Below are 24,865 nucleotides of genomic sequence, written 5' to 3' on the forward strand. Positions count from 1 at the left end.
CTTCTTGAAGAAATAGATTACTTAGAAACAGCTCTTGATTTTCGAGCAGGTACAACTTCTTGTTCATCAACGACATGACCATTTTCATAGAAGTATCTAAGAACACCTGTCTCTTTTGTTGAAGGCCTATAAACGCGGCCGTCAGCTGTCGTACACTCTGACTCAGAAGCGTTTGGCTCACAGAAGACTTGGTGTTTGATTGATTCTGTCAGTCCACCGTACTCTTTTTGTATTTCTTTACATTGAGGATCTTTAGTTGGTGCAAGTTTACCGCCTTTATAGACAAACCCACACTTATTAGAAAAATTCACACCATTGATAGATTGTGTGACGGAGTTAACTCTCCCCTCATTGTCGTATGTGAATTTTGTCCTGACTTTATCAACTGTTTCCTCTAAGAGATAGTCACCGCTTTTCCAATTTGCAATTTTAAATGAGAACTTAGGATGAACCTCGCCATTGTCGGCCACACAACTAAATGTTGTTGTCTTATTCTTACCATTCACTTCAGTAAGCTTGTAGAGATAACCAGATGGACACTTTTGCGAGTGTTTATAATGATCGACCTCATTTCTAGCAGTGACTGATGTGGAAGTTATTAAGATAAGAAGAATACTTAGTTTTTTCATAAGTACTTTATCGGTTCAAAATTCAACTTACTTTAGTATTTTAGTCAATCATCTTAGTAAATATATGAAATTATTAAGTTTTAAAAAATTATGTAACAAAAGATGCTAATGCTTCGAAGGACTAGAAAACATAACTAATAAACCTGATAAGAGGAAGAAAATGAAACAAATATTATTAATTGGTCTAGTATTATTCACATCCTGCAAAACGACAAGGCCACCATTATCCGAGTTTTTTGGAGAGAGCTTAAATAAGCTCACTTATTTTGGTGAAAATAAACCAAAAGAAGAAGTTATCTCCTTAGGGCAAAAGCTTTTTTATGACACACGCTTAAGTAAGGATGGGACTGTTAGCTGTTCAAGATGTCACCTACCACAGCTACACTTCTCTGATGGCCTTCAAAAGTCTAGAGGGACAAAAGATCGTTCTGCTCCTAGAAATGCACAAACGTTAATAAATACTGCAGGTCAAATCTCACAACATTGGGATGGAAATAGACAAGATGTTGAGGAGCAAGCAGCAAAGTCATTCTTTATCAAAGTCCCTTTTGACCTTGATAATGAAGAGCACTTAAAAGAGAAGTTAATTAGCAATAATTATGCTCAAGATTTCTTTAAAGCATTTAATATAAAACTAGAAAGTGAAGATGCGAAGTCTCTTGTTAACTTATCTGCAAAAGCAATTGGTGCATTTGAGAGAACACTTGTTGGGCCATCTCGTTTTGATGATTATCTTGATGGAAATGTTAAGCGTCTGACAGTACAGGAAGAGAGAGGACTTAAGAAATTCATCGATTATGGCTGTATTGGATGTCACAGTGGTCAACTTGTAGGTGGTGAGATGTATCAGAAATTTGGTGTTGTTGAAGATCCTTACAAGTACACAAAATCCGAAAAAAGGGACCTAGGCCGATATAATTTTACAAAGAATGAAGATGATAAAGAGTTCTTTAAGGTTCCACCGCTTAGAAATGTAACTAAGACTGCTCCATATTTTCACGATGGAAGTGTTGCAAATCTTGACCAGGCCGTCTACATCATGGGTAAGGTTCAGCTTGGAATCGATATTGCAAAACAAGATCGTGACGATATTATCGCTTTTCTATCTACTCTTGAAACAAAAGAAGAGATTATGAAGCAATTATCAGAAATACCAAGTTTGCCTTAACTTAGTTATTCTTTCCAATTTGGATTGATTTTACTAGTGAGAACATGGTCTTGCCAGCTTCCTGCAATCATAAGGTAGTTTCTAGCAATGCCATGTTCTTCAAATCCAAGGGATTTAAGAACTTTACTACTTCGAATATTTTCAGGAATATAATTGGCCTCAACTCGATGAAAATTTAGTTCATTAAACATATAATTGATCCCACAAGAAAGTGCTTCGTTCATATATCCAAAGCCTTGAAACTTCTCACCTAATTTATAACCAACACGACAATTCTGAAAAGGTCCACGCTCAAGTGTTGTGAAGTTAACCATACCTATTAATTCACCACTTTCTTTCAAAAAAATATTGAATCGAACCGAAGTCTTATTTTGAAACTCATCTTTGGCATCTTGAATCTTCTTTGCCCAGTAATCTAACATGAAAAAGTCATCGGGTTTCTTGGGATCCCATGGAGCAAGATGGTTTTCATTATTTTTGTAAAATTCAAGAGTGGCAACTTCATCACCAAGTTCAGGAATTGCTAAAAGAAGTCTTTGTGTTTCAATTTTCATTAATAAAATATAAACGAAACAAAAAATCATGACAACGAAGTCCTAATATTTCTTAAGTTCTTACTTTACCAAACTTGCTTTGAGAAAATTTCAATTTTTCAATAATCTATACTCATGAATGAGTTAATTAAAAATCATCAAGATCGATTTATCGCTCAAAATACTGGCCTATCAGAAGAAGTGATCGATGCTTATTACCGAATTCCTAGACATCTTTTCATCTCTAAATTTAAGGATTATCCAGATAACTGGGTCGACTTAGATGATGATAATTTGGAGCGCTACCTTCCTCTACTCTATGCCGATCACCCACTGGCGATATTTGGCAACCAAGAAGTTGTCTCAACAATTTCTCAACCTTCTTTCGTTCTAACAATCCTCGATTTATTAAATTTGGAGCCAGGTCAAAAAGTCTTTGAACTTGGCTGTGGAAGTGGATGGAATGCTGCCTTGATGGGACATATTGTAGGAAGAGAAGGAAAAGTTATAAGTGTTGAAATTATTCCAGAACTAGTTAAGAGAGCCAGAATATCATTAGATAAAATGGGCATTAAAAATGTAAAAGTAATTGAAGGAGATGGAACAAAGGGCTTCCTTGAAGATGCTCCTTATGACAAAGCAATCTTTACGGCCGGAGCTTATGATCTACCTAGTGTTTTTCATAAACAATTAAGAGATGATGCTACTCTCGTTTTTGTTCTGAAAGGAAGTCTTGAGGCGGATGTGTTATACGTATTAAAAAAAGATGATGTAGAAGGGTGCTTTATTTCAACCAAAGCAATTGCCTGTAGCTTTGTACCAGTCATAACGAGTTCAAAGCATAAAGTTTCAGAATTTAATCTTTCGATGGCCCTAAATCATACTCTTAAAATCTATCCAAATATAAAGGAAGTGGATATCCCCTGCCATCACATGATGAAACAACACGATTCTCTTTTTGTATGGGTATAAATATTTTATTAAGCGACTTCTTTGGAAATAATTACTTTTGTACCACGACCTAGCTCTGAAACAAATCTTACATTAAGACCTAACTCGCGACATACTTTTCTGATGATAAAAAGGCCAAGGCCTCGCCCTTGTTCACCATGAGTTCCAAGAGTACTTTTAAAGAGTTTATCCTCATTTCTATTAATTTCGTTAACAAGACCTGAATCAATCCCGATACCACTATCTTTACATGAAAGGAAGAACTCGTTATCAGTCATTTCAATTCGAAAACAAACCTCAGAATCTTCAGGCGAAAATTTAATTGCATTTTGTAGGATATTACCCAAGATACTATCTTTAAAGGCCTCTTTATTAGTTCTGATAGTAAAGCTCTTATCAATCTCTGATTCAATTCTTAACTTAATATTCTTCGCTACTGATTGATCTTGGTATTCAAAAATTAATTCTTCTAATAAGTCCCAAACAACAACATCAGTCATCAAAAATGAGCTAGAATTATCATCAACCACATTTCGTGTATTTTCAATTATTCCCTTAACCGACTTATAATAGATATCTAGTTTTTGACTGGCCTTTTCAATTTCGCCACGTGCGATTAATCTCTTCACATGTTCAACAATGAGCATTTTATTAGCAATATCGTGACTTATGATTCTATTGGCAAGTAGAACCTCTTTATGGGCCTCGCGGATTTTCCTTTCGGCCGTCTCAAGCTCTAAATTCTTTTTTTCAAGATCATTAGTATGTTGAAGATTTTCAATTATAAGATTCTTATAATACTTATCGAGCTTAAATAACCTTAGGATAACAATTTGGAGGGATGCAAAGATTGAAGGCGCCCCCATGTGCTCATTAACGTGATAAATTAGAATATTTTTATCTTGGCTTATTTCGACATCCCATGACATCGAATCAGACACTAGCTTTGGCAAGGCCAAGAAAACGATTCGATACATATCCACAAAAACTGGAAAAATATCTTCAGGACGATCAAAGGTCAGCTTAATATCAAATGTGGTTTTGCCTGTTTCTATTAACTCGATCTTAACTGCGTCCGTATAGAACGTCTTAAATGAGTATTTTAAGATAAAGTCACCCACAAAGCGAAAGCTGATCATTCGTGAAAGAATATCTAAGACACGTTTTACGTACTTATTAGTGAGTCCATGTTTCGTCATCGCCTCGTAAAACTTTTCATATTTATCATTTAAAGCTTCAGTAATGAGACGGTAATCATTCCACGTCATGTACTTTTTTTCATCGCTAATAATGTCATAGTCATGCCCTAGATTTTCAAAGAAAACCTTTGGATCATCATTATTTTCAACGATGTAATTTATGTATGCATGGACTGCTTTATTGCTGACGTTCAAATCTTCCCCAAATTTAGTGGAATACTACCCCATAAGACTTATTTAATCTAGAGTATTGAGCAATTCTTATCTCAAGGTTAACCATATAAGTAGCTGATCTTTTAATGAAAAATTAACCAAAATTAAAACTATGAATCTGTTTTACTGCTAATATAAATTTAGTGCTAGTTCTTGTTGGAGAATGACCACTCTGCGTACAGCATATCGTTGCGTGTGCGGCATAACAAAAAAGCCCTTCTCACTGAGTAGGGCTTTTTTATTTCATGACATGCCGAATACCTTACCTTAGAATTTCTAAATGAATTTGGCCCTCTTTGATTTTGACGGAACAATTACCTTCAAAGACACATTTACAGAATTTATTTTCTATTCAGTAGGTCCTAAGAAATTACGTCTTGGAAAGCTCCTATTATCCCCTTTTATTCTTGCTTATAAGTTAAAACTCTTATCAGGCCCAACGATGCGTGCGCTTATCGTTAGATATGCCTATTCAAGACAAAGCACCACAACTCTTAAGCACCAAGGCCAAAACTTTTCTCAATCATTTCTTCCAAAGGTTATTAGAACTAATGCACAAGAAGAGATCGATCGCCATAAGAAGCTAGGAAACAAAATTGTTATTGTGTCGGCCTCTTTGGATCTCTATCTTGCTCCTTGGTGTGAAGCTAATGGTTTTGATCTTATTTGCTCTTCCCTAGAATCTAAGGATGGCAAATATACAGGTGGCTATTACGGTGGGGACTGTACAGGCCATATGAAGGCACAAAGGGTCAAAGAGAAGTATGACCTATCTAGTTTCGATAAAATCTACGCATATGGTGATACGGCCGAAGATCAACAGCTACTAGAACTTGCTGATGAGCGCTATATGTGTTGGACGAAAATCTAAGTTTTCAGTCAATAAATTATACATACATTCAACTCTACGCTGTACTTATCCTAGCTCTCTAATCTATATTAAACAAAAACTGATTGCCTAGGAATTGTTATGATTAGAAAATACATCATCATCTTTGCTCTTTCATCTTTTGCATTTGCTAGTGAAAGTGAATTAAGTGTTGCGACTAAAGAACTATGTAAGAAGATTGGTAAAAACCATGCGCAAGACACTGTTCTTTGTAACAAAATCATTAAAAATGATGGGCCTCTCGATATCAATGTTATTCCTGTCTGCTCTGAAATTGCAAACCACTCAGTAATCTATGGCATGACTTGTGTAGAAAAAGCTGCGGGTAAAAAATTTCCAAAGAATGCCACTCAAAACTGCATTAATATCGCAAAGAAAGTTAAAGAGAATTCAGTCAATGCTATTGCCTGTGTTGAAGTTTCTGTAAATAAAGAGTTTGATAATAATATTTTAAAAACGTGTGATGTATTGGCAAACTACTCAACGTTTAATGGGTACCACTGCCTAAGTTACGCAGCTAATTCGAATTTTAGTGCCCCTGCTGCCGAATTTTGTACAGCAATGGCAAAAGAGACAAAGGACTTTGCAACTTATACATTTAATTGTTTGGAACTAACGGCAGATAAGAATCTATCTGAAGACGACTTGGCCCCATGTTTTGAAGAGTTACTTAATGGTGGAGAATTCGCTCCATTCAAAGCAAAAGAGTGTCTGCTACAATTTTAAGTAATTAGTAGATCGACTGCTCAGAATAAGTTGTAAATAATTCCAAAGCTTCGATACCGGCCAGAGAGTTACCAGTGGAATCTAAAGCAGGAGACCAAGTTGAGATAGACATTTCATTTGGGATAACGCCGACAATTCCACCTCCAACTCCAGACTTAGCAGGTATCCCTACTCGGTACGCAAAATCACCGACTGAGTTGTAAAGGCCACACGTCATCATTATGGCATTCATTCTCTTATTTTGGCTCTTAGTTAATATCTTTTTTCCATTCCACGGGTTTTGCCCATTTGAGCTAAAAAGCCTAAACGATCTGGCCAGATCAACGCATGACATTTCAATAGAACAAATCGTTGTATAAATATCAATTACCTTCGATACTTCATTATTGATATTGCCATAGCTTTTCATGAAGTACGTTAGCGCATAGTTTCGATTGGCAGTAGCAAGCTCTGACATTCTAACAGATTCATTAATAAAGATATTTTCGTTTCCACTTAACTCACGAATAAATTTTAAAACTTCATTTACAGGATCTTTATAGAGATCAATAAGTGTGTCGATAACAACGATTGCACCGGCATTAATAAATGGATTGCGAGGAATTCCTTCTTCGTTTTCAAGAAGAACAAGAGAATCAAAACGATTTCCAGATGGTTCTAGGCCAACACGTGACCAAAGTTTGGCGTCTAGTTTTTGATAAGCTAGAACAAGAGAAAAAACTTTAGAAATAGATTGAATAGAAAACGCTTTTTGGGCATTCCCAATAATATACTCGTGTCCATCATTAGTACAAATAGACATTCCAAATTGATTAGGATCAATCTTTCCAAGCTCTGGTATATAGTCAGCAACTTTACCTTTTCCGATAATAGGTGAAATCTCGGAATAAATCCTTTCTAAAATATCTGTATAATTCTCTTCCATGACTAGTAATATAGCTTCAAAATCTTATTTTTTTAATTTTAATTTTTAATATTATGAAACTCTTACTTACTACTTACTTAGATTTGAGAAATCAGGCATTTCATGATTCCACTTTTGATAGATTTTTTCGAGCTCTTTTGACTTTAGAAGAGTTTCCATATTCTTATCGAAGATCTTAATTAGCTCTTCAGACTTCTTTGTGCGAGCGTATCTAACATAGAGGTTCTTTGTAATCACAGGCTTCATTACGTACTTGGAAGGGTCTAGCTTTAGCGCCTTAAAATTCGGCATAATCGTATTTTTAGAATCAATGAAGAAATCAATACGTCCCTTTTCTAAAAGCCTAAGACCATTATCCGTATCCTGAAGCTCTTTCCAGTCCATCTTAGTTTTTAAATATTTGTGATAATCATAACCACGAACCCAGTAAACTCTTTTACCAGCTAAACTCTTTTGGCCCTGCCAGTCTTTTAAAGTCCCCTTTTTGAAGACGACCAGTGTGTACTCAACATCGATTGGATATTGAGGGTAAATTGACTCTTTGACTGTATTGTATGCTCCAAGCATGGCATCTTTGTGATTTTCATTCACATACTTAACGGCCCTAGGCCAAGGAACGAAGGTATAGTTAACTTTGATATCAGAGAGTGAATAAGCTTTCCTAACAATTTCGAAGTAGAGGCCACTTCCATCCTTATTTGTAAAATCTTTCCATTCAGGCGTTGAGATCTCAATTGTTTTAATCTCACTTGCAATACTCAAATTAGACCATATAAAGAGAATAAGAAATTGTATTAGAAGGTGTTTTGTCTTAACCATAACAATTCAAAGGCTATATTAACCAAATAGTATTGACAAGAAGGTACGCGCCACTTTTTCAAGATATCAGTATGTTAGATGGATTAATTTAGTTTTAAAAACTTTTCGATCTTCTTTAACTTGGCCTTATCTTCACTAATTCTATCTTTAATAATGGCCTTCTTCTGTTCAAGATTCTTTTTGAAATTTTCACAAGGCTTACCCTTTTTAATAAAAGAGTCCATCCCACGTTTAATCTCACTTAGTGTAAAGCCCAATTCCTTTGCACTAGAGATAAAACGAATCTCTTTCAAGTTTATCTTTGTATAGATCTTATAACCATTAATATCTCTTTGCGGAGGTGATATTAATGAGATCTTCTCATAATAACGAATCGTATCTCTTGATAAACCACTAATATTCTCAAGTTCAGAAATATTCATATTTTCCCTTTACTGTGGAGTTACTCCATACCCTATTATAAATTCAAAGGAGCTTATATGTTAATAACTCAAGTGCGAAATGCAACAATTTTGATTAGCTACAAAGAAAATCTTATTTTAGTCGACCCAATGCTTGCTAATAAAGGCATGCTGCCACGTCTTCGTTTCTTTGGTTCAAGCGTAAAGAACCCAACAGTTGAACTTCCGGAAACGTTTCATCAGCAAAAGGGACAGATCACTCATGCCTTAATTACTCATTGTCAAAAAGGGCATTTCGATCATCTTGATAGTGCCGGTAGAAAATTTTTAAGAAGAAAAAATATTGCTACATTTGCGACTCAAAAAGATGCAAAATACTTAGAGTCAAAAGGAATCAAATCATGGCCACTTGAAAAAAAAGATAAATTCTTTGATGGTTCAATTCGTCAAATTCCGGCCCAACACGTAAGAGGCTTTCTCTATCCTTTCCTTGAGCATGGAGTTGGTTATTTTATTAAATTACCAAATCAACCTTCTCTCTACCTTATGGGAGACACTGTTCTTACACCTCGAATTATTGAGTTTATCAAACAAGAACAACCTGACTATATCGTAGCGCCAACAGGAGTTGCCCAATTTGATATTGGCTCACCACTACTTCTTCCTAAGAAAGACATAAAGAAATTAATCGAGATAAGCACAGGAACAATCATTGCAAACCACATGGATGCTCTTGATCATTGCCGATTATCACGAAGGGAATTAAAGGAATTAATAGGTAAAGAAGCAAGTAAGAGAGTCATCATTCCTGAAGATGGAGAGACTATTAAACTAAATTAGGGGGGCGAAATGCCCCCTACTTCTTTATCAGCTCAATCACTTTTAGAGTTGCTTCTTTGGCAGATGCGGGATTTTGCCCTGTAACCAATCTTTCATCGACGATAACATTTTCACTCCAGGCCTTTCCATAGATATGCTTTCCACCTCTTTGAGCAAGCTTTTCTTCTAGTAAGAAAGGAATGATATCGAGTTGCTCAATCAATGCCTCTTCTTCTCTTGTGAAAGCAGCGAACTTCTTCCCATCAATAAGATACTTTCCATTTGATAATTTGATATCTGAAAGCGCGGCCGTTCCATGACAAATTGCTGAGACAACTCCACCCATTTCATAAAGCTCTTTTGAGATGCGATTGACTTCTTTATTATTGGCGAAGTCCCACATTGCACCTGAGCCACCACTATAGATCACAGCTGTATAATCTTTTGGATTAATCTTTGCTAGTGGAATCGTGCGAATAACCTTGGCCATAAGACTCGCATCTTTTAAGAAGCGATCATTATAGCTGTCCTTTTCGGCAAAACTATTCATATCAATCGGTGCACTTCCACCTTGTGGGCTGGCGATATCAACTTTAATACCGGCCTTAATTAATTCGTAATAAGGATGTGTTAATTCCGGTAACCAAAAACCTGTCTTCTTGCCAGTATTACCTAATTTATCGTGGCTTGTGACGACAATTAGAACCCTTTGATTTGTTTTGGCCAGAGTATTAGTTCCTAGACCAAGAGTAAGTAGTAAAGCTGAAATTTTAAATAACATACGCATATTTTCTCCTTTATCGTTTGTTGATTATGGAGTTAATATAGCGTGGCCATTTTTTGATTTCCTTTACATAGGTTGAAAAGTTGATTTTTTTAAGAACGAGATGCCTTTTCTAACCACAATTCACCCTTCTGGCGCATTTCTTCGTTTCGAGCAGGGTGCTCTGGATAGTAGATCTTATCATTGTCAGGCTCACACTCCCCTGCACAGAGATAGTAAATAAAGTCGCTAGATTTATTAATAAGGGTGTGGGCAACACCTGAGCCGGCCTTAAAATCAATGCCAGTAAATGGTTTAACAACTGACTCCTGACCATCTAAGTAGACATGAGGCTCACCTTCAAGAACAAAGACAAACTCCTCTTCCACAGAGTGGGCATGTGGCCATGACGTCCTCTTCCCCACAGGAATTCGTTCAAGCCAAATTGCGATATTCTTCATCCCAAATTTTCGGCTTAAGCAAACACCATTTGAGAACGTTTCAGTATCTCCTGGATAAGAAAAGCTATCATTCGTTAGGTTATCAAATCCATTATAGACCTCAATAGAATCATCTCTTAAGCTCTCAGCAAATGTACCAGGCAGTCCATCATGTCCCCCTAGAATTTGCTTGGGCATATCGTCCCACCACTTATCCCCGCACTCAGCTTTTAAACTTGGATCTAAGTGAAAGTGGTATTGGTTATCAGGTTTAGTTCGATCCCCTGAAACAAATAGCTCACAAGGAGAATCATAATTATTGATAAAGCAGTGACCGACACCTGTCCCCGCAGGAAAGCCAATGCTGTCACCTTTGCTCATTTTTTTAATCTTTCCATTTAACCAAAGATCAATTTCGCCAGAGATCACATAGACAAATTCTTCTTCTAAGCTTTCTGCATGAGGCTCAGATGTTCGATACCCCGGAGGAATTTTAAAGTAATGTGCCGCTACTCTTTTTAATCCAAAGTGCTTTGACATATTTGCATTTGTTCCACCAATCTTTAATTCTTCATTAAAGTGATCATCATTGATCTCTGTAATATCAACAAAGTGGCCCACATCTTTCAAATCTCTTTCCAAATCTAAGTCCTAGTTAAACTAATTTCTCTTAGTATAACCGAAACAGAAAATTTTAGAAATTAATGCAAGAAAACTTTTGTTCAGCAGTCGCCATTATACTTGGTGATTGGAAGTCAATACGATGATGAAACTTAACGTCGTCATGTAGCCTAAAGCTCTCGCCCCCACAAATATTAACAATAGAATCAAGGGCCATTTCAAATGCATCAAGCTCAGCATGCTTACCTGCTAATATATTAGCGACTCGTGAATGAGTGTGAAAGTACAGGGCCTTCCCCTTAGCGGTGAAAATATCTTGTGCAAAAGTATTTAGTGATAAGAGCGCACAGGCCATGATAATGATAGATTTCATTTTTTCCTCCATTTAGTTGAACTAATAATGATCAAACTTTATGGATAAGAAAAATAAGTATTAAGTGATTATATAATAAGATTATTTTATTTCTTACCATCGTAGCAACACTATATCCAGAGGAGGTAATGGAACCCTATTTCTGGCATTCAAATTGCTCTATATATAGCTAAACTACCTATAATTAAGGGATTTATATGAAGCTTTCACTTATAAATTTGATTAGTTTAATGACAGTGTTTACTTTTAATACACTAGCAAGTGACTGCGATTTTAATAAGAAGAGCATCGACCCTTCAGCTGAGATCATCGGAAATATTAAGCTTATAGAAGTTGCGACAAATGCCCTTCGTATTAAGAGAGGCAATCTTGATATCAATACAGACCTAAGCGAAATTAAAAAGATCGATCGTAGAAAGCAAAAGAATAAGAACTCACCAAAAATTTTAGATGCGGTAGGAAGAATTGATATTCGTTTTTCAAATGGAGATAGAGCGAGCTGTTCGGGAACATTAATTGCGGCCAAACCGGGACAATCTAGCCGTACAATTAGCTCCGCTGGACACTGCTTTGGAAATACAAAGACAAAGTCAAAGTATGATATCAAATATATCACATGGATAACGACGACAAAGAGTGGAAAGAAAATCGCAGCAGACCTTACTCTAGAAGACTTAAACCTTGACCATGACAATGCTCTACTTTCTATGAAGTACAAAATTCCATTTTCAACGATTACACCTGCTCTTTATGAGAATGAAGTGGCCTTCGATCCAAGTGATATGATTTTCTATAATGAGAAATCAAAAATTATCGCTGCCGGTTATAGCACTGATGACTACCTTGGAAAGAATGGAGAGGTCTTAACTTACGACGACCAAATTACTTACAACCACCTTAATAGGTCTTTATCAGACGAGTTTAATCACATCTCAAGTATTACTTTTGAAACTGTTTCATTTTCTGGTGCAAGTGGCGGTGCTCTTCTAATCGATACAGATCTTTCAGAGGAAGATATCGAAAACCCATACAAGCAAACATATTATATCGGTACACTCATTCAGGTTGGAGGTAATGGTGCTGAGATATACGGATACAAAAATAGAAGCACAGTGGGAAGTGATATGACAATTTCAAGATCGTATCAAATGCTTAACCCTGAAATTATCAATCATTTGAATGACAAATAATAAATTTAGAGTAATAAAGACAAATGAGTTTTAATGATCACCTGGTCCTCGCCCCTATTCGCGGCGTAACCAACTATGTTTATCGCAATGCCTTGGAGCAGACCTTTTCTGGCGCTGATAGTGCCATCGCTCCTTATATCGTGACGAAAGAATCAAATGAACTCAATGAACGTCAACTCCACGATGTTCTTCCCGAAAAAAATCTCATTCCTACAACGGCCCAAATTCTTACAAAGGAAATTGATCAATTCCTCTATGTGGCCAATATCTATAAAGACTTTGGTGTTAAGAAAGTTAATTTGAATATGGGCTGCCCATATCCAATGGTGGCCAATCGAACAAAAGGCTCAGGACTTCTTCTTCATCCTCAAAAAGTAGAAAAGCTCTTAACAGGAATTAAAGAAAAATGTCCCATCGAATTTACGGTTAAGATTCGCCTTGGGCGTGAGGATGTCTCAGAAATTAAAGAGATCATTCCCATGATTAATAAATTAGAAATTAATGATTTCACAATCCATGCTCGCTACGGAAAACAGATCTATGTTGGCGGTGTTGACCTTGATGCTTTTGAAGAGTGCCTACCTCTTTTAAATACACCTCCTTGCTATAACGGTGACATTAATACAGTTGAAGACTTCAAGACTTACAAGGCAAGATTTCCGCAGATTAATCGCTGGATGGTAGGACGCGCGGGCCTTTCAAATCCAGCGCTCATGGCCCAAATCAAAGGTTCTAAGTTTAACGAACAAACCTATCTGGCAAAATTCATTGAAATGCATAAGCTAATGACTGAAGAATACCTCTCAATGGATAATGCCAAATCAGACTACCTACAAAAGATGCGTGGCCATTGGCTCTACTTCAAAGATATCTTTGAAAATGAGCATAAGGTTTACAAGAAAGTGAAAAAGGCCAAGTCCATCGAGCACTACAATGATGTCGTTGAGTGGATCTTTGAGCAGGATCTTAATCCTGATTTTTTGGATTAATTTGTTTTCATCATCTAAGCAACTGAAAGCTTATTTAAAGGAGCTTTTGATAGTGGCGTTGATCCATTCAAGGAACCTTTTCGTTAAACTTGGTAAAGAAAAAGCATCTGGAACTATTTATTGAATTAACTCCAAGATAAAAAGTACCCAGCAATCATTAGAAGCCAACCAACAAAGTAAAATAAAGAGTTCTTTTGGTCCATAAGATCACAACCAAATGAGATAAGCTTTTTGTTCTTTATTATTGAAAATTTGGCCTTTAGAAAAAGTCCTAGGCCAATAAATGAAATTATGAGTCCCCAAAGATTAGGTTCTTTGTCTTTAATGTATTTTAGATAATATAAAATGATAAGCAGCGGAATTGTCGGAGCAACCAGAGCGGCATGTATTTTCCCAATAAACGTTTGTGTATACTTATATTCCATAGACTCCTCTAGAAGAGAAAGCGGATAAAGACAATAATTAGAACTATAACAAATAGCCATAGCTCCCAAAGATTGAAAATTAATTCAATCATATCTTTTTTAAATTCATCTTTTGATTCGGGCCCAAATCTGAACTCACCGTCTTTCATAAAGATATTTTATCATAGATTCGCACTGTCTAAGTTTCTGAAATCAAAGCATTACCCAAATTCGACTATAACCACTCTTGCCCAATCCTTCATTGGCTTCTAAGGGAAATTACCTAGAACTTTAAATGAGAATTAGTCGAGAACTGTTTTAAAGTTTATCAGCTATTAACTTAGCTGTTTCATTTAACTTGTCTCTTGATGACTCATCAGGATCAGTGCCTGAAAAGCCCATTCGATGACCGTCACCTGTGAACCTTGGTGCTATGTGAAGATGAGAGTGTGGAACTTCTTGGCCAGCAATTTCACCGTCTGAAAGAAAAAGATTCGCTCCCTCGCAAGATATGTCAGACTTCTCTATGGCCTTTAGTATATTTTGAGCTACTTTAAACATCTCAGCAACCATATCACTATTTACGTAAGAGAATCTCTCATGGTGCTCATTAGGGATAACCAGTACATGCCCTTTATTAATCGGATTGAGGTCCATGAATGCCGTGACCTTGTCACTCTTGTAAACAAAGCTAGCATCAGCCTCATCGTTTAGGATTTTACAAAATATACAATTACTCATTACGACTCCAATAGTTTAATTAACAGCAAAGGCTTTTTTTATATATTCAGATAGAATAATTCTTTCCACCATCAAAACAAGCATCCAGACGGCAAGTATTAAGCCAATAACAAATGCTAAACGACTACGTCTTCTAAAAAACCTCGAAATTAAATAGGCTAATCTGAAAAACAAAAAACCGAAAGAGAAAGTATGCTGATAGTAAAAACGCTGATTGAGAAGCTTTATTACACTTGCTGTTTCTCTATTGTACTCCTTTTCATTCTCAGCTTTTAAGTATTCGGTCATTGCCTTCTTCTGCGTCTCAATTAAGTCACCTGACATTTCACGATGCGCCTGACTTAGAAGATCAAAAGCTACTTTTTCCTCAGGTGTGAACTTCTTATCCATGTGAAGAAGCGATCGCGCTAATTCTAACGTAGCGCCTCGATGATAAAAATTATCAATTGTCTTAAATACTGAAAGATAGCTACGCTTAGGATTTGTTATCTCACCTATTAATTCACGTGCTACTTCTTCACTAAAATGAGACTTGATAAACTTTGTTAGAAAGCGAATTTCGTACGGATGAATGTCGTCATCAACGCTTGCTAGACTCAAAAGGACTTTAATTTGTTTTGCTCTCTCTATCTCGTTCATAAGAATATTATCATGCAAATAAAAAATATTTCAACATTATTAAATGATGCTAAAATAAGTCATGAATAAAAAACTCGCCTTTCTTCTAATTCTATTCGTTATAGGGTTATATAGCTTTTACTATTGCCCAAGTGACTTAGAGATTAGCCATTACAATCGTAAATATAATGATGGTAAGACAACTCTTAAAATAGCACACATTTCTGACCTCCATACTAAGGGCTTAGGTACAATTGAAAAGAAAGTAATTTCAGCTCTACAAAAAGAAAAGCCTGACATTATAGTTATCACAGGAGACTTAGCGACGCCTGATGGAACATATGAAGGTTACCTAGAAGTACTAAGAGAAATGAAAGCTCCTAAAGGAGTCTACTTTGTCCAAGGTAACTGGGATATATGGGAAGAACTCCCAAACAAAGAAGAACTATTCCAAAAAGCAGGCATTATCGATCTGACTAATTCAATGAAACAAATAGACAAAGATTTAAACTTAATTGGATTTGATGATCTAATTGGAGTACCTGCAACCAAATTATTAAAGAGTGTAGATAGTTCTCTACTAAATATCGCACTCTTTCATACTCCTGATTTCTTCGACACCATTCCCAACTCAATCCCCCTCTCTCTCGCAGGACATTCACATGGTGGACAAGTAAGAATTCCACTCTACGGCCCTTTATGGACTCCATATGGCACAGATAACTATATTTCGGGATGGTATAAGAAGGAAAACAAAGAACTCTTTGTCAGTCGAGGAATAGGTAATTCAATTTTACCGATAAGGTTTAACTGTCGTCCAGAGTTGGTATTCATTGAAATTCGTTATTGATATATCTCAATAAAAACTAATCTCAGGTGCTACTTCGTTGTCCTTGCGTAATGAAAAAGCACCTGGATACTATTCTGTTAATCGGATTGAGGTCCATGAATGCCGTGACCTTGTCACTCTTGTAAACAAAGCTGGCATCAGCCTCACCTTTTAAGATTTTACAAAATATACAGTTATTCATTACAGCTCCGAAAGATTAACTTTAAAATTTGATCCCTGGTACATTTTCATTGACCTTGCGTAAAGAAAAGGCACTTGGAACCATATAACACATTATGAAGAAATGCTGTTGGAAATAAAAAACACATACAAGAGTTTCAAACTCTCTTTGTCATTTCAATAAAGTTATTACAATCCTTCAGACATTCGAAGTCTGGATCATTATGGGCCATTTCTATATACTTATCATCCATATCAATTGCTTTTTTTAAATAATCCAATGCAAGCTCATTATTTTTAACTCTTGCGTAATAGCATCCGAAATTATACATTAAATTTTTGTCATTTGGTTTAATAGTAGATGCCCTCTTTAAATCCTCACCAGCCTTATCAAACTGATTCAAATGCGTATATGATATCGCCCTATTTATATATGTAGCAAATAGAGTAGGTTCTAACTTCAAAGCTTCATCATACAGAGTTAACGCTGCTGTGTGATCCCCTACCTTACTCATTGAATGTCCTAGAGATGACAATCTTGTCCCGTTGTTCTTATCTCTAGCTTTAAGTATATTTACCAATTCTCTTACCTCATCAGCTTTATTTAATCCAATGAGAATATCAATCTTCAAATAAAGTGAATAAATATAATCGGGCTCTAGCTCTATAGATTTATTAATTAACAGTAATGCTTCCATATAATTATTCTTCACCTTTTCAGCCTCTGCTCTGTCGTATAAATCTCTATATGAAAGTGTAACTCCAAACTTTTCTAGTTCTAATATTCGTTGATTTTGTTCCTCAATCAACTTGTCTATATCTTTAGAAGCTTTTGTACCATTTTCAATTTTTTGAATCATTTTTCTACTATCTTCATAATGTTCTCTATACTTATGTGCTTGCTCTTCTAACTCGTGGCGTTTTTTAGACATATAATTATTGAAATCCATCGTTTCTTTTTGAGCTGTCTTGAACTCATCTAAATGCTCTTTAGCTTCTTTCAGTTTATTATTAAAGATATATCCAACCCCACCTAAAAAAATAGAAATCAGAGCTAAGAATGTCGAGAAGATTGTAAATGCATGACCGATATTCTCTACACTATTCTGTAGCATTTCCTCTCTCTTAATTAAATGATACCTACTCAAATCATTTTCCGATATTTTCTCTATCCCTTTTTCCTCTACAGCACTGAGTATCATCTCTTTATAATTTTTTATTTTTTCTAAACGTTCTAATCGTGAATTATATTCTTCTATCTCTCTCTTAATACTAATACTAAGTTGATTATACTCACTTTCCTTAGCAGAAAGTTTCTTCTGCAATTTTAAGTTCTCTATTTTCATGTTTTTTATCTCATTGATTTCGTCCGATGAAAAAACATTGATACTTATCAATGCAATTAAAACAGTTAGAAAATTTCTCAAATTAATTATTTTTAAATAATTCACATGACTCCTCATTCTAAATATATTTTTGAAAACTAGGTCTCAGATCCCTTTTCGTGGCGTTTCTGTACAGAGCGAAACTGATGCCTTACTTGTGTTATAAGAAAAACCTAAAGCATAATAAATTCGAATAAAATTATACTATGACCAAAATATGCGAAAGATAAAAATATCAAAAGAAGTAAGGTAGCATCTACAAAAAGAGTGACTATTAATCGATGTTCACGAAGAAATCTTACAATAGAGTTCTGATATAAACCTCTATAAAACTTAACATAACTCGCCCTTCCACTAAAATTAAAAATTGCAATCTTTAAGAGGAAAAATAGAGTTATTGGAGAAAATACAGCTAAAGCAAGAAAAAGAAAAATAGACATAACATAAAAGAACGGCATACTTTCTATATATTTATAGTCATTCCCCGCATTATGTATTCGATTTGAAATAAAGTACTGTGTCAAATCAAACCCAGTCAAATAATTAGTAGATTTATATGAGTTAGTTGGTGTGAATGTAGAAGCAAAAGTAATAAGCCTCTTCTCACTGACATCATTGAATCTATTTAAAAAAATTGATGCTTCAACACCACCTTTACTATGCCCTGTTACAATCAACTTTCGTTTACCTAAACTTTCCCTAACTTTTGGTTCAATACTATATGATTTTGTTAAAGAAACTTCGCTAGCTAAATAAGATGAAATATCATTTTTAAATGAATGAAGTAAATATAAAAAAGTACATGATGCGAACAGGATAACCGTAATCGAACTAACAACCTTAGCAAGCAAGATTAAATTATTAGGAAGATAATTAGCAAACATTCTATTCCTTCGTAACTCAATTTGTTTACGAAACAAAAGGAACAGAGAACAAATCACAAGGAATAATATTTTTAATTTTAAATGACTTGAGAAGTTAAAAAATAATTCTTTAGAAAAGAAGTCAGTTCCTTTGAATACTACATAAACCTTATCATCCTGGATATACATCCCCGCATGTCCTATGTGACCTGATAACTTACAATCGCTATTATTTTCACATAAAAGATTTCCATCATTAGTTTTATAAATCAAGGAAGATAATTTAAGGGCAGTCTTAATTTCATTATCGTAATCTTTATTATTAGTTATTTCAGATACTGTCGTACACGTAATGAAAAATAAAAATAGAACGAGTAGATAAAAATACGAAGTAATAATATTTTTAGCTTTATTCAAAATTGCCTCTTATTCAAGTTAATATACATTTTTTACTACAACACTATATCCTCACTACACAGAAGTAGGGACTCTCTTACTGTATTCTTGCAAATCAAGTGTTTTTTTATCGTAGTCCTTAAACTCAATAATTCCGAAGTACTTCTGTCTATAGAAAGTCACACTTACATTTTTAAAATCATCAACTTCGTACAACTCCATAACTGCCTTACTAACATCAGCCATGAGAGATTCCTGATAAGCTAAATCTTTGTATTTTAATTCTGGAACAAGAATCGTCACATTAAGATAAGTTCCATTATTGTTACTTGAACTACTAGTAAAGTTTGTAAATGTAACACGGACATTTTCATTGTCGATATAATGAGAAATCTTTTTTCTTAAGAAATTAATTTCATTATAAGTGCTATCACTCATAATAAAGCTAGGATTCATATAGACATAAGTTACACCAGAGATAATGATCAAAGAAACTAGACCAGCAATGGAGCTCGCTATAGGTGTAAAGTTTTTAAATTTTGAAAAAGCTACATTTCGTTCTTCTTTTAACACCACACGAGTTTTAAAAAGAAGATCATGTATTCCTCTCTTTTGAGGATGAAAGAATGTAAAAAGCAAAAGACCAACCGTTATTATACCTATAAGACTATAAAAGATCGGTTGAGTCACTTTTGCATATGATGGGTTTATAAATATAGGCAAGCTTCCAAATACCATATTAAAAGATACAACAGCTATAATAAATCTTCTTCCGAATGCCCTAAGATAACTCGGAGGAGCACCATCTTCGTTAATGACTTTTATATTAAGGGCCCTCTTTCCAAATGTTGACTTCTCACTACTTTCAAAAAATGAAAAGTATAGAAGCGTAAAGATCATAAAAATAATATTTGCAATTAAATCTTTTCCAACAAAGTAAGAACTGAAAGGAAGTGTAATTGTTGCACTAATTAATATGATAAATACACCATCAATAAAGTTTGCAACAATTCGCCTAAATATTCCTGCTGATATTTCTTTATCAATCACATCTTCTCCCTCGCAATAAGGCTTTATTAATAACTGACTTTTATACTCTTCGCTCGTTAATACCCAAAACTTAACCCCGTACACCACCAAAACCTCAATAATTCCAGCAACATACGCACCACCCGAACCCACCCCAATAACAAAATGAACACCTTACAATTCCAACCTAAACTGCACCTCAAGATTTTAAAGTCAAAAAAAGTTCAAATAAATTTTCGAAAATGTTAAGCTACTCCTCACACAAAAGAGGATTTTCAAAGTGCCAGAATTACCCGAAGTCGAAACCATCAAATCACAAATCTCACACGTTCTCCCAATGGAGATCGAAAACGTCGTCTACTCTGACGTGAGTGACTCGATTGTGAAAGACAAGGACTTCAACCCCAAAGGCATGACTCTTGAGCGAGTGGAGCGCCAAGGAAAAGTTCTGCGCTTTTTCTTCACTGATCAAGACGGAAATGAATGGCGTGCAATTTCAGGTTTAGGGATGTCGGGGTCGTGGCGAATTGCTACGCAAGAAATTACAGAAAAACACACTCACATAAAACTCATAGGAACAAATGCCAAAGGCCCTCTGCACTTGGGCTACATCGACCCGAGACGCTTTGGAGTCTTTCACCTCTACTCTCCACCAAATGAAGCGACTTGGCTTACGCGCTTAGGACCTGATGTTTCAAAAGCAGAGTTCACACTTGAGTATCTTTTGATGCTTAAAAAAGAAAGGCCTAATAAAGTTTTAAAGCCGTTTCTTTTAGAGCAGAACTTTTTTTCTGGTGTTGGAAATTATATGGCCAGTGAAATATGCGCCCGTGCGGGAGTTCGCCCGACTCGTCGTATGAAGACACTTACAAAGCTTGAGCTTGAAAAAGTTTTCATGGCCGTAAAGATTGTTTTAGATGATTCTATTAGTACTGGTGGCACGACTTTCTCTGGTGGCTATCAAGATGCCTTTGGTGAAAAAGGAGAAGGTGTAAAAAATCTTGTGGTGTTCTATCAAAAGATTTGTGGACTTTGTAAAGAGACAGAAGTTAAGAAGATCACACTTGCTCAACGTGGGACTTACTACTGTCCTCACTGTCAGAAATAAGACTTACTCCACAATTAGATAATCTTCAATCTTATAGTGATTTAATTGATTTACTAAATAGAGTCTTCCCTTCTTTGTGATGATACGAAAGAAGTCATTTCCTATTTCAGGGTCGCGAAGTTTTTTTCTAAGACGACTTAAACTCACATCCATTGTGTTCTCACTAGTTGAACCAAAGAGAATATCTGTAAGCTTTCCCTTTTCTCCGTTACCCGCGCGATTGATGAGACGAAAGAGTTCCATGTCAGTTCGGCTTATGATGTGAAAGAGTTTGTAAATTTCCATTAAGTGAAAGCGGCCATAGAGGGCGTCGATAAACTCCTTCTCCCCCATGCTCTTTAGCACACACAGGTTTCCTCCAAGCGGTAGAAAGCGATTAAGGTTTGGCTGAGTAAAGTCATCGATCACATAGACAAATTTTAGAGTGGTATATTTGATTTCTTCAATGAGCTCATCTGGAATTGTATCGAGTTCAATAATAAGAAGTTCTCCAACTCCTGTTTGAGAAGGTAGGACATCTAAGTATTCAATTGTAAGTCCGAACGCTTCTTCAATAGCATCCGCATGAAAGAGTTTTCTCTTATCACTTGTGTATGCCAAAATTTTCATTTCTACCTCTAAGTAATTTTACTTGAAACGACTAGGTAGGAATCTTAATTTTTTCTAATAAATGTTTTGGTATTTCGTAATTCGTTAAACGACTGACCACATAGAGTCTTCCGCTCTTTGTGATAATACGAAAGAAGTCATCGCCGATATTTGGATCACGCAGCTTCTTTCTTAAACGACTTAAATTTACGTCCATCGTACTTTCACTAGTGGAGCCAAAAATAAGTTCACTTAATTTAGACTTCTCTCCATTACCTGCCCTTAGAATAAAGCGAAATAATTCAACATCGGTATGACTAACTAGGTGAAGTATCTTAAACATCTCCATTTGATGAATGCGACTTGTGAGAATTTCCATGAAGTCTTCAAATGGTGTGCCCTTAACAGCAAATAAATTTCCACCAATTGGAAGCAAACGATTTAAGTTGTGCTGCTTAAGCGTATCAACCAGCGTCACGAACTTAACTCTTGTATATTGGGCCATATCAATGAACTCATCAGTGATCTCATCGAGGTCTAAAAGCAGAATTTCTCCAGGGCGAAGGTCAAATGGTAATTCATCTAAATACTCAAACTTGGCACCATAGAGGGCCTCGATTTCCGCCTCCCTAAAGATTTTCTTATGATTAGATGTGTAAGCCTTTAATTTTATTGACATAGTAAACCTTACGTATTTGTAAGTAAATAATATTGCCTAAACATATTATCATCATGTTGTACCAATAACAATAGTTGGTAAATAATAAAACTGGAGGTTATGGATGAAAGAAAGAAGAGTGTTTGAGAACATCGCTGAATTAATTAGAGTCAAAAGACGTTCTTTATCACCTAAGGTGTCACAACAAGGATTGTCGTACCGCCTAGGTTATAAGAACGGGCAATTTATAAGTAATATTGAACGTGGGCTTTGCTCAGTACCACTACGTTCACTAAATACTGTATGTAGTGTTCTAAAAGTATCTAAGGAAGAACTTAAAGAAGTACTACTAAAAGACTATGAGCAAACTATTGATAACTACTTTGCAGAAGCTGCCCAAGAAGAGGCAAGCACTATTGTAGAAGCGAGGGACGCTTCTTCAAAAGATAAGGAACGAAAGGGAAATTTTGAATTTGCCAGCAGTTTAGTAATCTAAGTAAGTCACTAGGAAAGGTGACTAAATTCCCCTCAGGTGTACTTAAAAAGCACTTCGATTCAATATAATCTGAGTACACCTGAGGAACTTTTTTCAAATTGAGAATAATAGGCCATAATGCATACACATAAAAGTACACGCATACGAGGTCTAAATGGAAACTCAATCCCCATTACAAAAACTAATCAATCATTTTAAAAATAAGCGCGGCCAAATTTATACGGCCTCGTTCTTTTCAGTTTTAAATAAAGTATTCGACATTGCTCCTCCCCTTTTAATCGGTCTTGCCGTTGATACAGTCGTCAAGCAAGAAGACTCATTCCTTGCAGGCATGGGAGTGACAGACAAAGTTGAACAAATCTACATTCTAGGTTTTCTCACATTTGTGATTTGGGCCCTGGAGTCATTATTTGAATACTTATTAAAACTATGGTGGCGTGGACTGGCCCAAGAAGTTCAACACGATCTTCGTATGGAAGCCTACGATCATCTTCAAAACTTACACATCTCTTTCTATCAAGATAATAACTCTGGGAATTTAGCGACAATTCTAAATGACGACATCAACCAACTAGAGCGCTTCTTAGATGTTGGGGCCAATGATATTATTCAAACCCTAACAACAGTTGTCTCTATCGGTGGAATCTTCTTTTATCTTTCTCCGCAAATTGCCCTACTATCATTAACACCTGTCCCATTTATTCTTTGGGGAAGTTTCTACTTTCAAAAGAAGGTACAACCTCGCTATCAAAATGTTAGAAGTGAGGCCGGACTACTTGCGAGTATGCTTGTAAATAATATTGCAGGGATGATGACGATTAAGTCATACGTTGCTCAAAGATTCGAATATGACCGCTTAGAGAAGCAATCAAATCAATATGCTAAGGCCAATAAAGATGCCATTCGCGTCTCTTCTTCTTTTAGTCCAATCATTAGAATGGCCGTTCTTTGTGGCTTCCTATTCACTCTAATCATCGGTGGTATCGATGTTCTTGATGGAAAGCTAGAAGTTGGTTCTTACTCTGTTCTAATCTTCTTAGTTCAAAGACTACTTTGGCCACTAACAAGACTTGGTGAAACTTTTGATCTTTACCAAAGATCAATGGCCTCAACATCTCGAGTGATGGAGCTAATTGAAACAGAAGTTAAAGTAACTGATGGTGATAAAGAGCTTGAAGAATTTAAAGGAGCTGTTGAATTTAGTGGTATTAACTTTAAATACGATGAAGAAGACAACACTGGCCTTAAAGATATCAATCTTAAAATTGAAGAAGGACAAACTATTGCACTTGTTGGGCCAACAGGCTCAGGAAAGTCCACAATGCTTAAACTTCTTCAGCGTTTTTATGATCCACAAATTGGTTCCGTTAATTTTGATGGCCACAATATTAGAGAGCTAAAGCAGAATTCACTGCGCTCTCACATTGGGTTTGTCTCACAAGAAACTTACCTCTTTCATGGGACTGTCTTAGAAAATATCATCTACGGCTCGCAAGGAGCATCTGAAGTTGATGCCATGAGGGCCGCAAAACTTGCAGAGGCACATGACTTTATCGAGCTTCTACCTAACGGCTATCAGACAATCGTTGGTGAGCGCGGGCAAAAACTTTCAGGTGGTCAAAGACAGCGTATTGCCATTGCACGTGCCATCTTAAAGGATCCGAAACTTTTCATTTTTGATGAGGCCACAAGTGCCATTGATAATGAAACAGAAGCGGCCATTCAGCGCTCTCTTAAAACGATCACAAAAGGACGCACTACTGTCATGGTTGCCCATAGGCTTTCAACAATTATTCATGCGGATCAGATTTGTGTTTTAAATGAAGGAAAGATTGAACAACGTGGAACTCACGAAGAACTTATCGCTCAAGAAGGTCTTTATAAAGCACTATGGAGTGTTCAGACAGGAACTGCTTAGAAAG

At 35.8% G+C, this 24,865-nt stretch carries 29 protein-coding genes; 11 read left to right on the forward strand and 18 right to left on the reverse strand.

What is annotated here, in order from left to right; genetic code table 11:
* Positions 1 to 17 precede the first annotated feature (17 nt).
* A complete protein-coding gene (locus ACMAYL_RS04940; RefSeq protein WP_412469797.1) occupies positions 18 to 629 on the reverse strand; it encodes a hypothetical protein in 612 nt (203 codons plus the stop codon).
* A 160-nt stretch (positions 630 to 789) separates the two neighbouring features.
* Here ACMAYL_RS04940 and ACMAYL_RS04945 point away from each other — a divergent pair, with 160 nt between their 5' ends.
* Positions 790 to 1,797, forward strand: coding sequence for a cytochrome-c peroxidase (locus ACMAYL_RS04945; RefSeq protein WP_412469798.1), 1,008 nt, complete (start codon positions 790 to 792; stop codon positions 1,795 to 1,797).
* 5 nt (positions 1,798 to 1,802) lie between these two features.
* Here ACMAYL_RS04945 and ACMAYL_RS04950 read toward each other — a convergent pair whose 3' ends face one another.
* Positions 1,803 to 2,351 carry a GNAT family N-acetyltransferase gene (locus ACMAYL_RS04950; RefSeq protein ID WP_158246771.1) on the reverse strand — a complete coding sequence of 183 codons (549 nt, stop codon included), beginning with the start codon at positions 2,349 to 2,351 and terminating at the stop codon, positions 1,803 to 1,805.
* A 114-nt stretch (positions 2,352 to 2,465) separates the two neighbouring features.
* Here ACMAYL_RS04950 and ACMAYL_RS04955 point away from each other — a divergent pair, with 114 nt between their 5' ends.
* Complete coding sequence (locus ACMAYL_RS04955) at positions 2,466 to 3,302, forward strand: protein-L-isoaspartate O-methyltransferase family protein (protein ID WP_412462860.1); 837 nt, start codon at positions 2,466 to 2,468, stop codon at positions 3,300 to 3,302.
* An 8-nt stretch (positions 3,303 to 3,310) separates the two neighbouring features.
* Here ACMAYL_RS04955 and ACMAYL_RS04960 read toward each other — a convergent pair whose 3' ends face one another.
* Positions 3,311 to 4,675 (reverse strand): ATP-binding protein, encoded by a 1,365-nt coding sequence (locus tag ACMAYL_RS04960; protein ID WP_412469799.1) that lies wholly within the window; start codon positions 4,673 to 4,675, stop codon positions 3,311 to 3,313.
* A gap of 298 nt (positions 4,676 to 4,973) precedes the next feature.
* Between ACMAYL_RS04960 and ACMAYL_RS04965 the strand changes: the two genes are divergently transcribed.
* Positions 4,974 to 5,564, forward strand: coding sequence for an HAD-IB family hydrolase (locus tag ACMAYL_RS04965; protein ID WP_103216630.1), 591 nt, complete (start codon positions 4,974 to 4,976; stop codon positions 5,562 to 5,564).
* Positions 5,565 to 5,663: 99 nt separating this feature from the next.
* Positions 5,664 to 6,308 carry a hypothetical protein gene (locus ACMAYL_RS04970; protein WP_412469800.1) on the forward strand — a complete coding sequence of 215 codons (645 nt, stop codon included), beginning with the start codon at positions 5,664 to 5,666 and terminating at the stop codon, positions 6,306 to 6,308.
* 4 nt (positions 6,309 to 6,312) lie between these two features.
* Here ACMAYL_RS04970 and ACMAYL_RS04975 read toward each other — a convergent pair whose 3' ends face one another.
* The 3 genes from ACMAYL_RS04975 to ACMAYL_RS04985 form a co-directional block, all read right to left on the reverse strand.
* Positions 6,313 to 7,233 (reverse strand): glutaminase, encoded by a 921-nt coding sequence (locus ACMAYL_RS04975; RefSeq protein WP_103216628.1) that lies wholly within the window; start codon positions 7,231 to 7,233, stop codon positions 6,313 to 6,315.
* Positions 7,234 to 7,302: 69 nt separating this feature from the next.
* On the reverse strand, positions 7,303 to 7,995 hold the full coding sequence (locus ACMAYL_RS04980) for a substrate-binding periplasmic protein (RefSeq protein ID WP_412470821.1): 693 nt from the start codon (positions 7,993 to 7,995) through the stop codon (positions 7,303 to 7,305).
* Between the two features lie 140 nt (positions 7,996 to 8,135).
* Positions 8,136 to 8,474 (reverse strand): MerR family transcriptional regulator, encoded by a 339-nt coding sequence (locus ACMAYL_RS04985; RefSeq protein WP_412462864.1) that lies wholly within the window; start codon positions 8,472 to 8,474, stop codon positions 8,136 to 8,138.
* A 57-nt stretch (positions 8,475 to 8,531) separates the two neighbouring features.
* Here ACMAYL_RS04985 and ACMAYL_RS04990 point away from each other — a divergent pair, with 57 nt between their 5' ends.
* On the forward strand, positions 8,532 to 9,293 hold the full coding sequence (locus ACMAYL_RS04990; protein ID WP_412469802.1) for an MBL fold metallo-hydrolase: 762 nt from the start codon (positions 8,532 to 8,534) through the stop codon (positions 9,291 to 9,293).
* A gap of 16 nt (positions 9,294 to 9,309) precedes the next feature.
* Here the strand turns inward: ACMAYL_RS04990 and ACMAYL_RS04995 are convergent, their stop codons facing one another.
* From ACMAYL_RS04995 to ACMAYL_RS05005, 3 genes are all read right to left on the reverse strand, one after another.
* On the reverse strand, positions 9,310 to 10,059 hold the full coding sequence (locus ACMAYL_RS04995; RefSeq protein WP_412470822.1) for a type 1 glutamine amidotransferase domain-containing protein: 750 nt from the start codon (positions 10,057 to 10,059) through the stop codon (positions 9,310 to 9,312).
* An 89-nt stretch (positions 10,060 to 10,148) separates the two neighbouring features.
* Positions 10,149 to 11,117 carry a cupin domain-containing protein gene (locus tag ACMAYL_RS05000; RefSeq protein ID WP_412470823.1) on the reverse strand — a complete coding sequence of 323 codons (969 nt, stop codon included), beginning with the start codon at positions 11,115 to 11,117 and terminating at the stop codon, positions 10,149 to 10,151.
* A gap of 52 nt (positions 11,118 to 11,169) precedes the next feature.
* Positions 11,170 to 11,469, reverse strand: a complete 300-nt coding sequence (locus tag ACMAYL_RS05005; protein WP_392991193.1) for a hypothetical protein — start codon at positions 11,467 to 11,469, stop codon at positions 11,170 to 11,172.
* Between the two features lie 197 nt (positions 11,470 to 11,666).
* On the opposite strand from ACMAYL_RS05005, the gene ACMAYL_RS05010 reads away from it, so the two are divergent.
* Together ACMAYL_RS05010 and ACMAYL_RS05015 are read left to right on the forward strand one after the other, a co-directional pair.
* On the forward strand, positions 11,667 to 12,659 hold the full coding sequence (locus ACMAYL_RS05010; protein ID WP_392991191.1) for a hypothetical protein: 993 nt from the start codon (positions 11,667 to 11,669) through the stop codon (positions 12,657 to 12,659).
* Between the two features lie 23 nt (positions 12,660 to 12,682).
* A complete protein-coding gene (locus tag ACMAYL_RS05015; RefSeq protein WP_392991190.1) occupies positions 12,683 to 13,648 on the forward strand; it encodes a tRNA-dihydrouridine synthase in 966 nt (321 codons plus the stop codon).
* Between the two features lie 125 nt (positions 13,649 to 13,773).
* Here ACMAYL_RS05015 and ACMAYL_RS05020 read toward each other — a convergent pair whose 3' ends face one another.
* From ACMAYL_RS05020 to ACMAYL_RS05035, 4 genes are all read right to left on the reverse strand, one after another.
* A complete protein-coding gene (locus ACMAYL_RS05020) occupies positions 13,774 to 14,073 on the reverse strand; it encodes a hypothetical protein (protein WP_412462869.1) in 300 nt (99 codons plus the stop codon).
* Between the two features lie 8 nt (positions 14,074 to 14,081).
* A complete protein-coding gene (locus ACMAYL_RS05025) occupies positions 14,082 to 14,222 on the reverse strand; it encodes a hypothetical protein (RefSeq protein WP_412470824.1) in 141 nt (46 codons plus the stop codon).
* Positions 14,223 to 14,370: 148 nt separating this feature from the next.
* On the reverse strand, positions 14,371 to 14,793 hold the full coding sequence (locus ACMAYL_RS05030; RefSeq protein ID WP_412470825.1) for an HIT family protein: 423 nt from the start codon (positions 14,791 to 14,793) through the stop codon (positions 14,371 to 14,373).
* Positions 14,794 to 14,808: 15 nt separating this feature from the next.
* Positions 14,809 to 15,432, reverse strand: a complete 624-nt coding sequence (locus tag ACMAYL_RS05035; protein ID WP_412470826.1) for a hypothetical protein — start codon at positions 15,430 to 15,432, stop codon at positions 14,809 to 14,811.
* A gap of 61 nt (positions 15,433 to 15,493) precedes the next feature.
* Here ACMAYL_RS05035 and ACMAYL_RS05040 point away from each other — a divergent pair, with 61 nt between their 5' ends.
* Complete coding sequence (locus ACMAYL_RS05040) at positions 15,494 to 16,261, forward strand: metallophosphoesterase (protein WP_412470827.1); 768 nt, start codon at positions 15,494 to 15,496, stop codon at positions 16,259 to 16,261.
* A gap of 317 nt (positions 16,262 to 16,578) precedes the next feature.
* Here ACMAYL_RS05040 and ACMAYL_RS05045 read toward each other — a convergent pair whose 3' ends face one another.
* The 3 genes from ACMAYL_RS05045 to ACMAYL_RS05055 form a co-directional block, all read right to left on the reverse strand.
* Positions 16,579 to 17,871: a tetratricopeptide repeat protein gene (locus ACMAYL_RS05045; protein WP_412470828.1), complete on the reverse strand. Its 1,293-nt coding sequence runs from the start codon at positions 17,869 to 17,871 to the stop codon at positions 16,579 to 16,581.
* Positions 17,872 to 17,978: 107 nt separating this feature from the next.
* Positions 17,979 to 19,085, reverse strand: coding sequence for a hypothetical protein (locus ACMAYL_RS05050; protein WP_412470829.1), 1,107 nt, complete (start codon positions 19,083 to 19,085; stop codon positions 17,979 to 17,981).
* A 54-nt stretch (positions 19,086 to 19,139) separates the two neighbouring features.
* On the reverse strand, positions 19,140 to 20,114 hold the full coding sequence (locus ACMAYL_RS05055) for an RDD family protein (protein WP_412470830.1): 975 nt from the start codon (positions 20,112 to 20,114) through the stop codon (positions 19,140 to 19,142).
* Between the two features lie 259 nt (positions 20,115 to 20,373).
* Here ACMAYL_RS05055 and ACMAYL_RS05060 point away from each other — a divergent pair, with 259 nt between their 5' ends.
* Positions 20,374 to 21,201 carry an Fpg/Nei family DNA glycosylase gene (locus tag ACMAYL_RS05060; RefSeq protein ID WP_412470831.1) on the forward strand — a complete coding sequence of 276 codons (828 nt, stop codon included), beginning with the start codon at positions 20,374 to 20,376 and terminating at the stop codon, positions 21,199 to 21,201.
* A 3-nt stretch (positions 21,202 to 21,204) separates the two neighbouring features.
* Here the strand turns inward: ACMAYL_RS05060 and ACMAYL_RS05065 are convergent, their stop codons facing one another.
* Both ACMAYL_RS05065 and ACMAYL_RS05070 read right to left on the reverse strand, forming a co-directional pair.
* Positions 21,205 to 21,810 carry a hypothetical protein gene (locus ACMAYL_RS05065; protein WP_412469814.1) on the reverse strand — a complete coding sequence of 202 codons (606 nt, stop codon included), beginning with the start codon at positions 21,808 to 21,810 and terminating at the stop codon, positions 21,205 to 21,207.
* 31 nt (positions 21,811 to 21,841) lie between these two features.
* The gene (locus ACMAYL_RS05070; RefSeq protein ID WP_412470832.1) at positions 21,842 to 22,468 is read right to left on the reverse strand and encodes a hypothetical protein; all 627 of its coding nucleotides are present in this window, start codon (positions 22,466 to 22,468) and stop codon (positions 21,842 to 21,844) included.
* A 103-nt stretch (positions 22,469 to 22,571) separates the two neighbouring features.
* Here ACMAYL_RS05070 and ACMAYL_RS05075 point away from each other — a divergent pair, with 103 nt between their 5' ends.
* Both ACMAYL_RS05075 and ACMAYL_RS05080 read left to right on the forward strand, forming a co-directional pair.
* Positions 22,572 to 22,943: a hypothetical protein gene (locus ACMAYL_RS05075; protein WP_103216611.1), complete on the forward strand. Its 372-nt coding sequence runs from the start codon at positions 22,572 to 22,574 to the stop codon at positions 22,941 to 22,943.
* Positions 22,944 to 23,097: 154 nt separating this feature from the next.
* Positions 23,098 to 24,861: an ABC transporter ATP-binding protein gene (locus tag ACMAYL_RS05080; RefSeq protein ID WP_103216610.1), complete on the forward strand. Its 1,764-nt coding sequence runs from the start codon at positions 23,098 to 23,100 to the stop codon at positions 24,859 to 24,861.
* Positions 24,862 to 24,865: the final 4 nt, after the last annotated feature.

The organism is Halobacteriovorax sp. RT-2-4 (assembly GCF_047085445.1).
Lineage (GTDB): Bacteria > Bdellovibrionota > Bacteriovoracia > Bacteriovoracales > Bacteriovoracaceae > Halobacteriovorax_A.

Excerpts from the sequence above, each read along its gene's own strand:
- ACMAYL_RS04940 (WP_412469797.1), bottom strand. The coding sequence starts at position 629 with ATGAAAAAACTAAGTATTCTTCTTATCTTAATAACTTCCACATCAGTC.
- ACMAYL_RS05065 (WP_412469814.1), bottom strand. The coding sequence starts at position 21,810 with ATGAAAATTTTGGCATACACAAGTGATAAGAGAAAACTCTTTCATGCG.
- ACMAYL_RS04990 (WP_412469802.1), top strand. The coding sequence starts at position 8,532 with ATGTTAATAACTCAAGTGCGAAATGCAACAATTTTGATTAGCTACAAA.
- ACMAYL_RS04965 (WP_103216630.1), top strand. The coding sequence starts at position 4,974 with ATGAATTTGGCCCTCTTTGATTTTGACGGAACAATTACCTTCAAAGAC.
- ACMAYL_RS04975 (WP_103216628.1), bottom strand. The coding sequence starts at position 7,233 with ATGGAAGAGAATTATACAGATATTTTAGAAAGGATTTATTCCGAGATT.
- ACMAYL_RS05005 (WP_392991193.1), bottom strand. The coding sequence starts at position 11,469 with ATGAAATCTATCATTATCATGGCCTGTGCGCTCTTATCACTAAATACT.
- ACMAYL_RS05070 (WP_412470832.1), bottom strand. The coding sequence starts at position 22,468 with ATGTCAATAAAATTAAAGGCTTACACATCTAATCATAAGAAAATCTTT.
- ACMAYL_RS05080 (WP_103216610.1), top strand. The coding sequence starts at position 23,098 with ATGGAAACTCAATCCCCATTACAAAAACTAATCAATCATTTTAAAAAT.
- ACMAYL_RS05035 (WP_412470826.1), bottom strand. The coding sequence starts at position 15,432 with ATGAACGAGATAGAGAGAGCAAAACAAATTAAAGTCCTTTTGAGTCTA.
- ACMAYL_RS05075 (WP_103216611.1), top strand. The coding sequence starts at position 22,572 with ATGAAAGAAAGAAGAGTGTTTGAGAACATCGCTGAATTAATTAGAGTC.
- ACMAYL_RS04955 (WP_412462860.1), top strand. The coding sequence starts at position 2,466 with ATGAATGAGTTAATTAAAAATCATCAAGATCGATTTATCGCTCAAAAT.
- ACMAYL_RS04970 (WP_412469800.1), top strand. The coding sequence starts at position 5,664 with ATGATTAGAAAATACATCATCATCTTTGCTCTTTCATCTTTTGCATTT.
- ACMAYL_RS04985 (WP_412462864.1), bottom strand. The coding sequence starts at position 8,474 with ATGAATATTTCTGAACTTGAGAATATTAGTGGTTTATCAAGAGATACG.
- ACMAYL_RS04950 (WP_158246771.1), bottom strand. The coding sequence starts at position 2,351 with ATGAAAATTGAAACACAAAGACTTCTTTTAGCAATTCCTGAACTTGGT.
- ACMAYL_RS05040 (WP_412470827.1), top strand. The coding sequence starts at position 15,494 with ATGAATAAAAAACTCGCCTTTCTTCTAATTCTATTCGTTATAGGGTTA.
- ACMAYL_RS05020 (WP_412462869.1), bottom strand. The coding sequence starts at position 14,073 with ATGGAATATAAGTATACACAAACGTTTATTGGGAAAATACATGCCGCT.
- ACMAYL_RS04995 (WP_412470822.1), bottom strand. The coding sequence starts at position 10,059 with ATGCGTATGTTATTTAAAATTTCAGCTTTACTACTTACTCTTGGTCTA.
- ACMAYL_RS05015 (WP_392991190.1), top strand. The coding sequence starts at position 12,683 with ATGAGTTTTAATGATCACCTGGTCCTCGCCCCTATTCGCGGCGTAACC.
- ACMAYL_RS04945 (WP_412469798.1), top strand. The coding sequence starts at position 790 with ATGAAACAAATATTATTAATTGGTCTAGTATTATTCACATCCTGCAAA.
- ACMAYL_RS05030 (WP_412470825.1), bottom strand. The coding sequence starts at position 14,793 with ATGAGTAATTGTATATTTTGTAAAATCCTAAACGATGAGGCTGATGCT.
- ACMAYL_RS05010 (WP_392991191.1), top strand. The coding sequence starts at position 11,667 with ATGAAGCTTTCACTTATAAATTTGATTAGTTTAATGACAGTGTTTACT.
- ACMAYL_RS05025 (WP_412470824.1), bottom strand. The coding sequence starts at position 14,222 with ATGAAAGACGGTGAGTTCAGATTTGGGCCCGAATCAAAAGATGAATTT.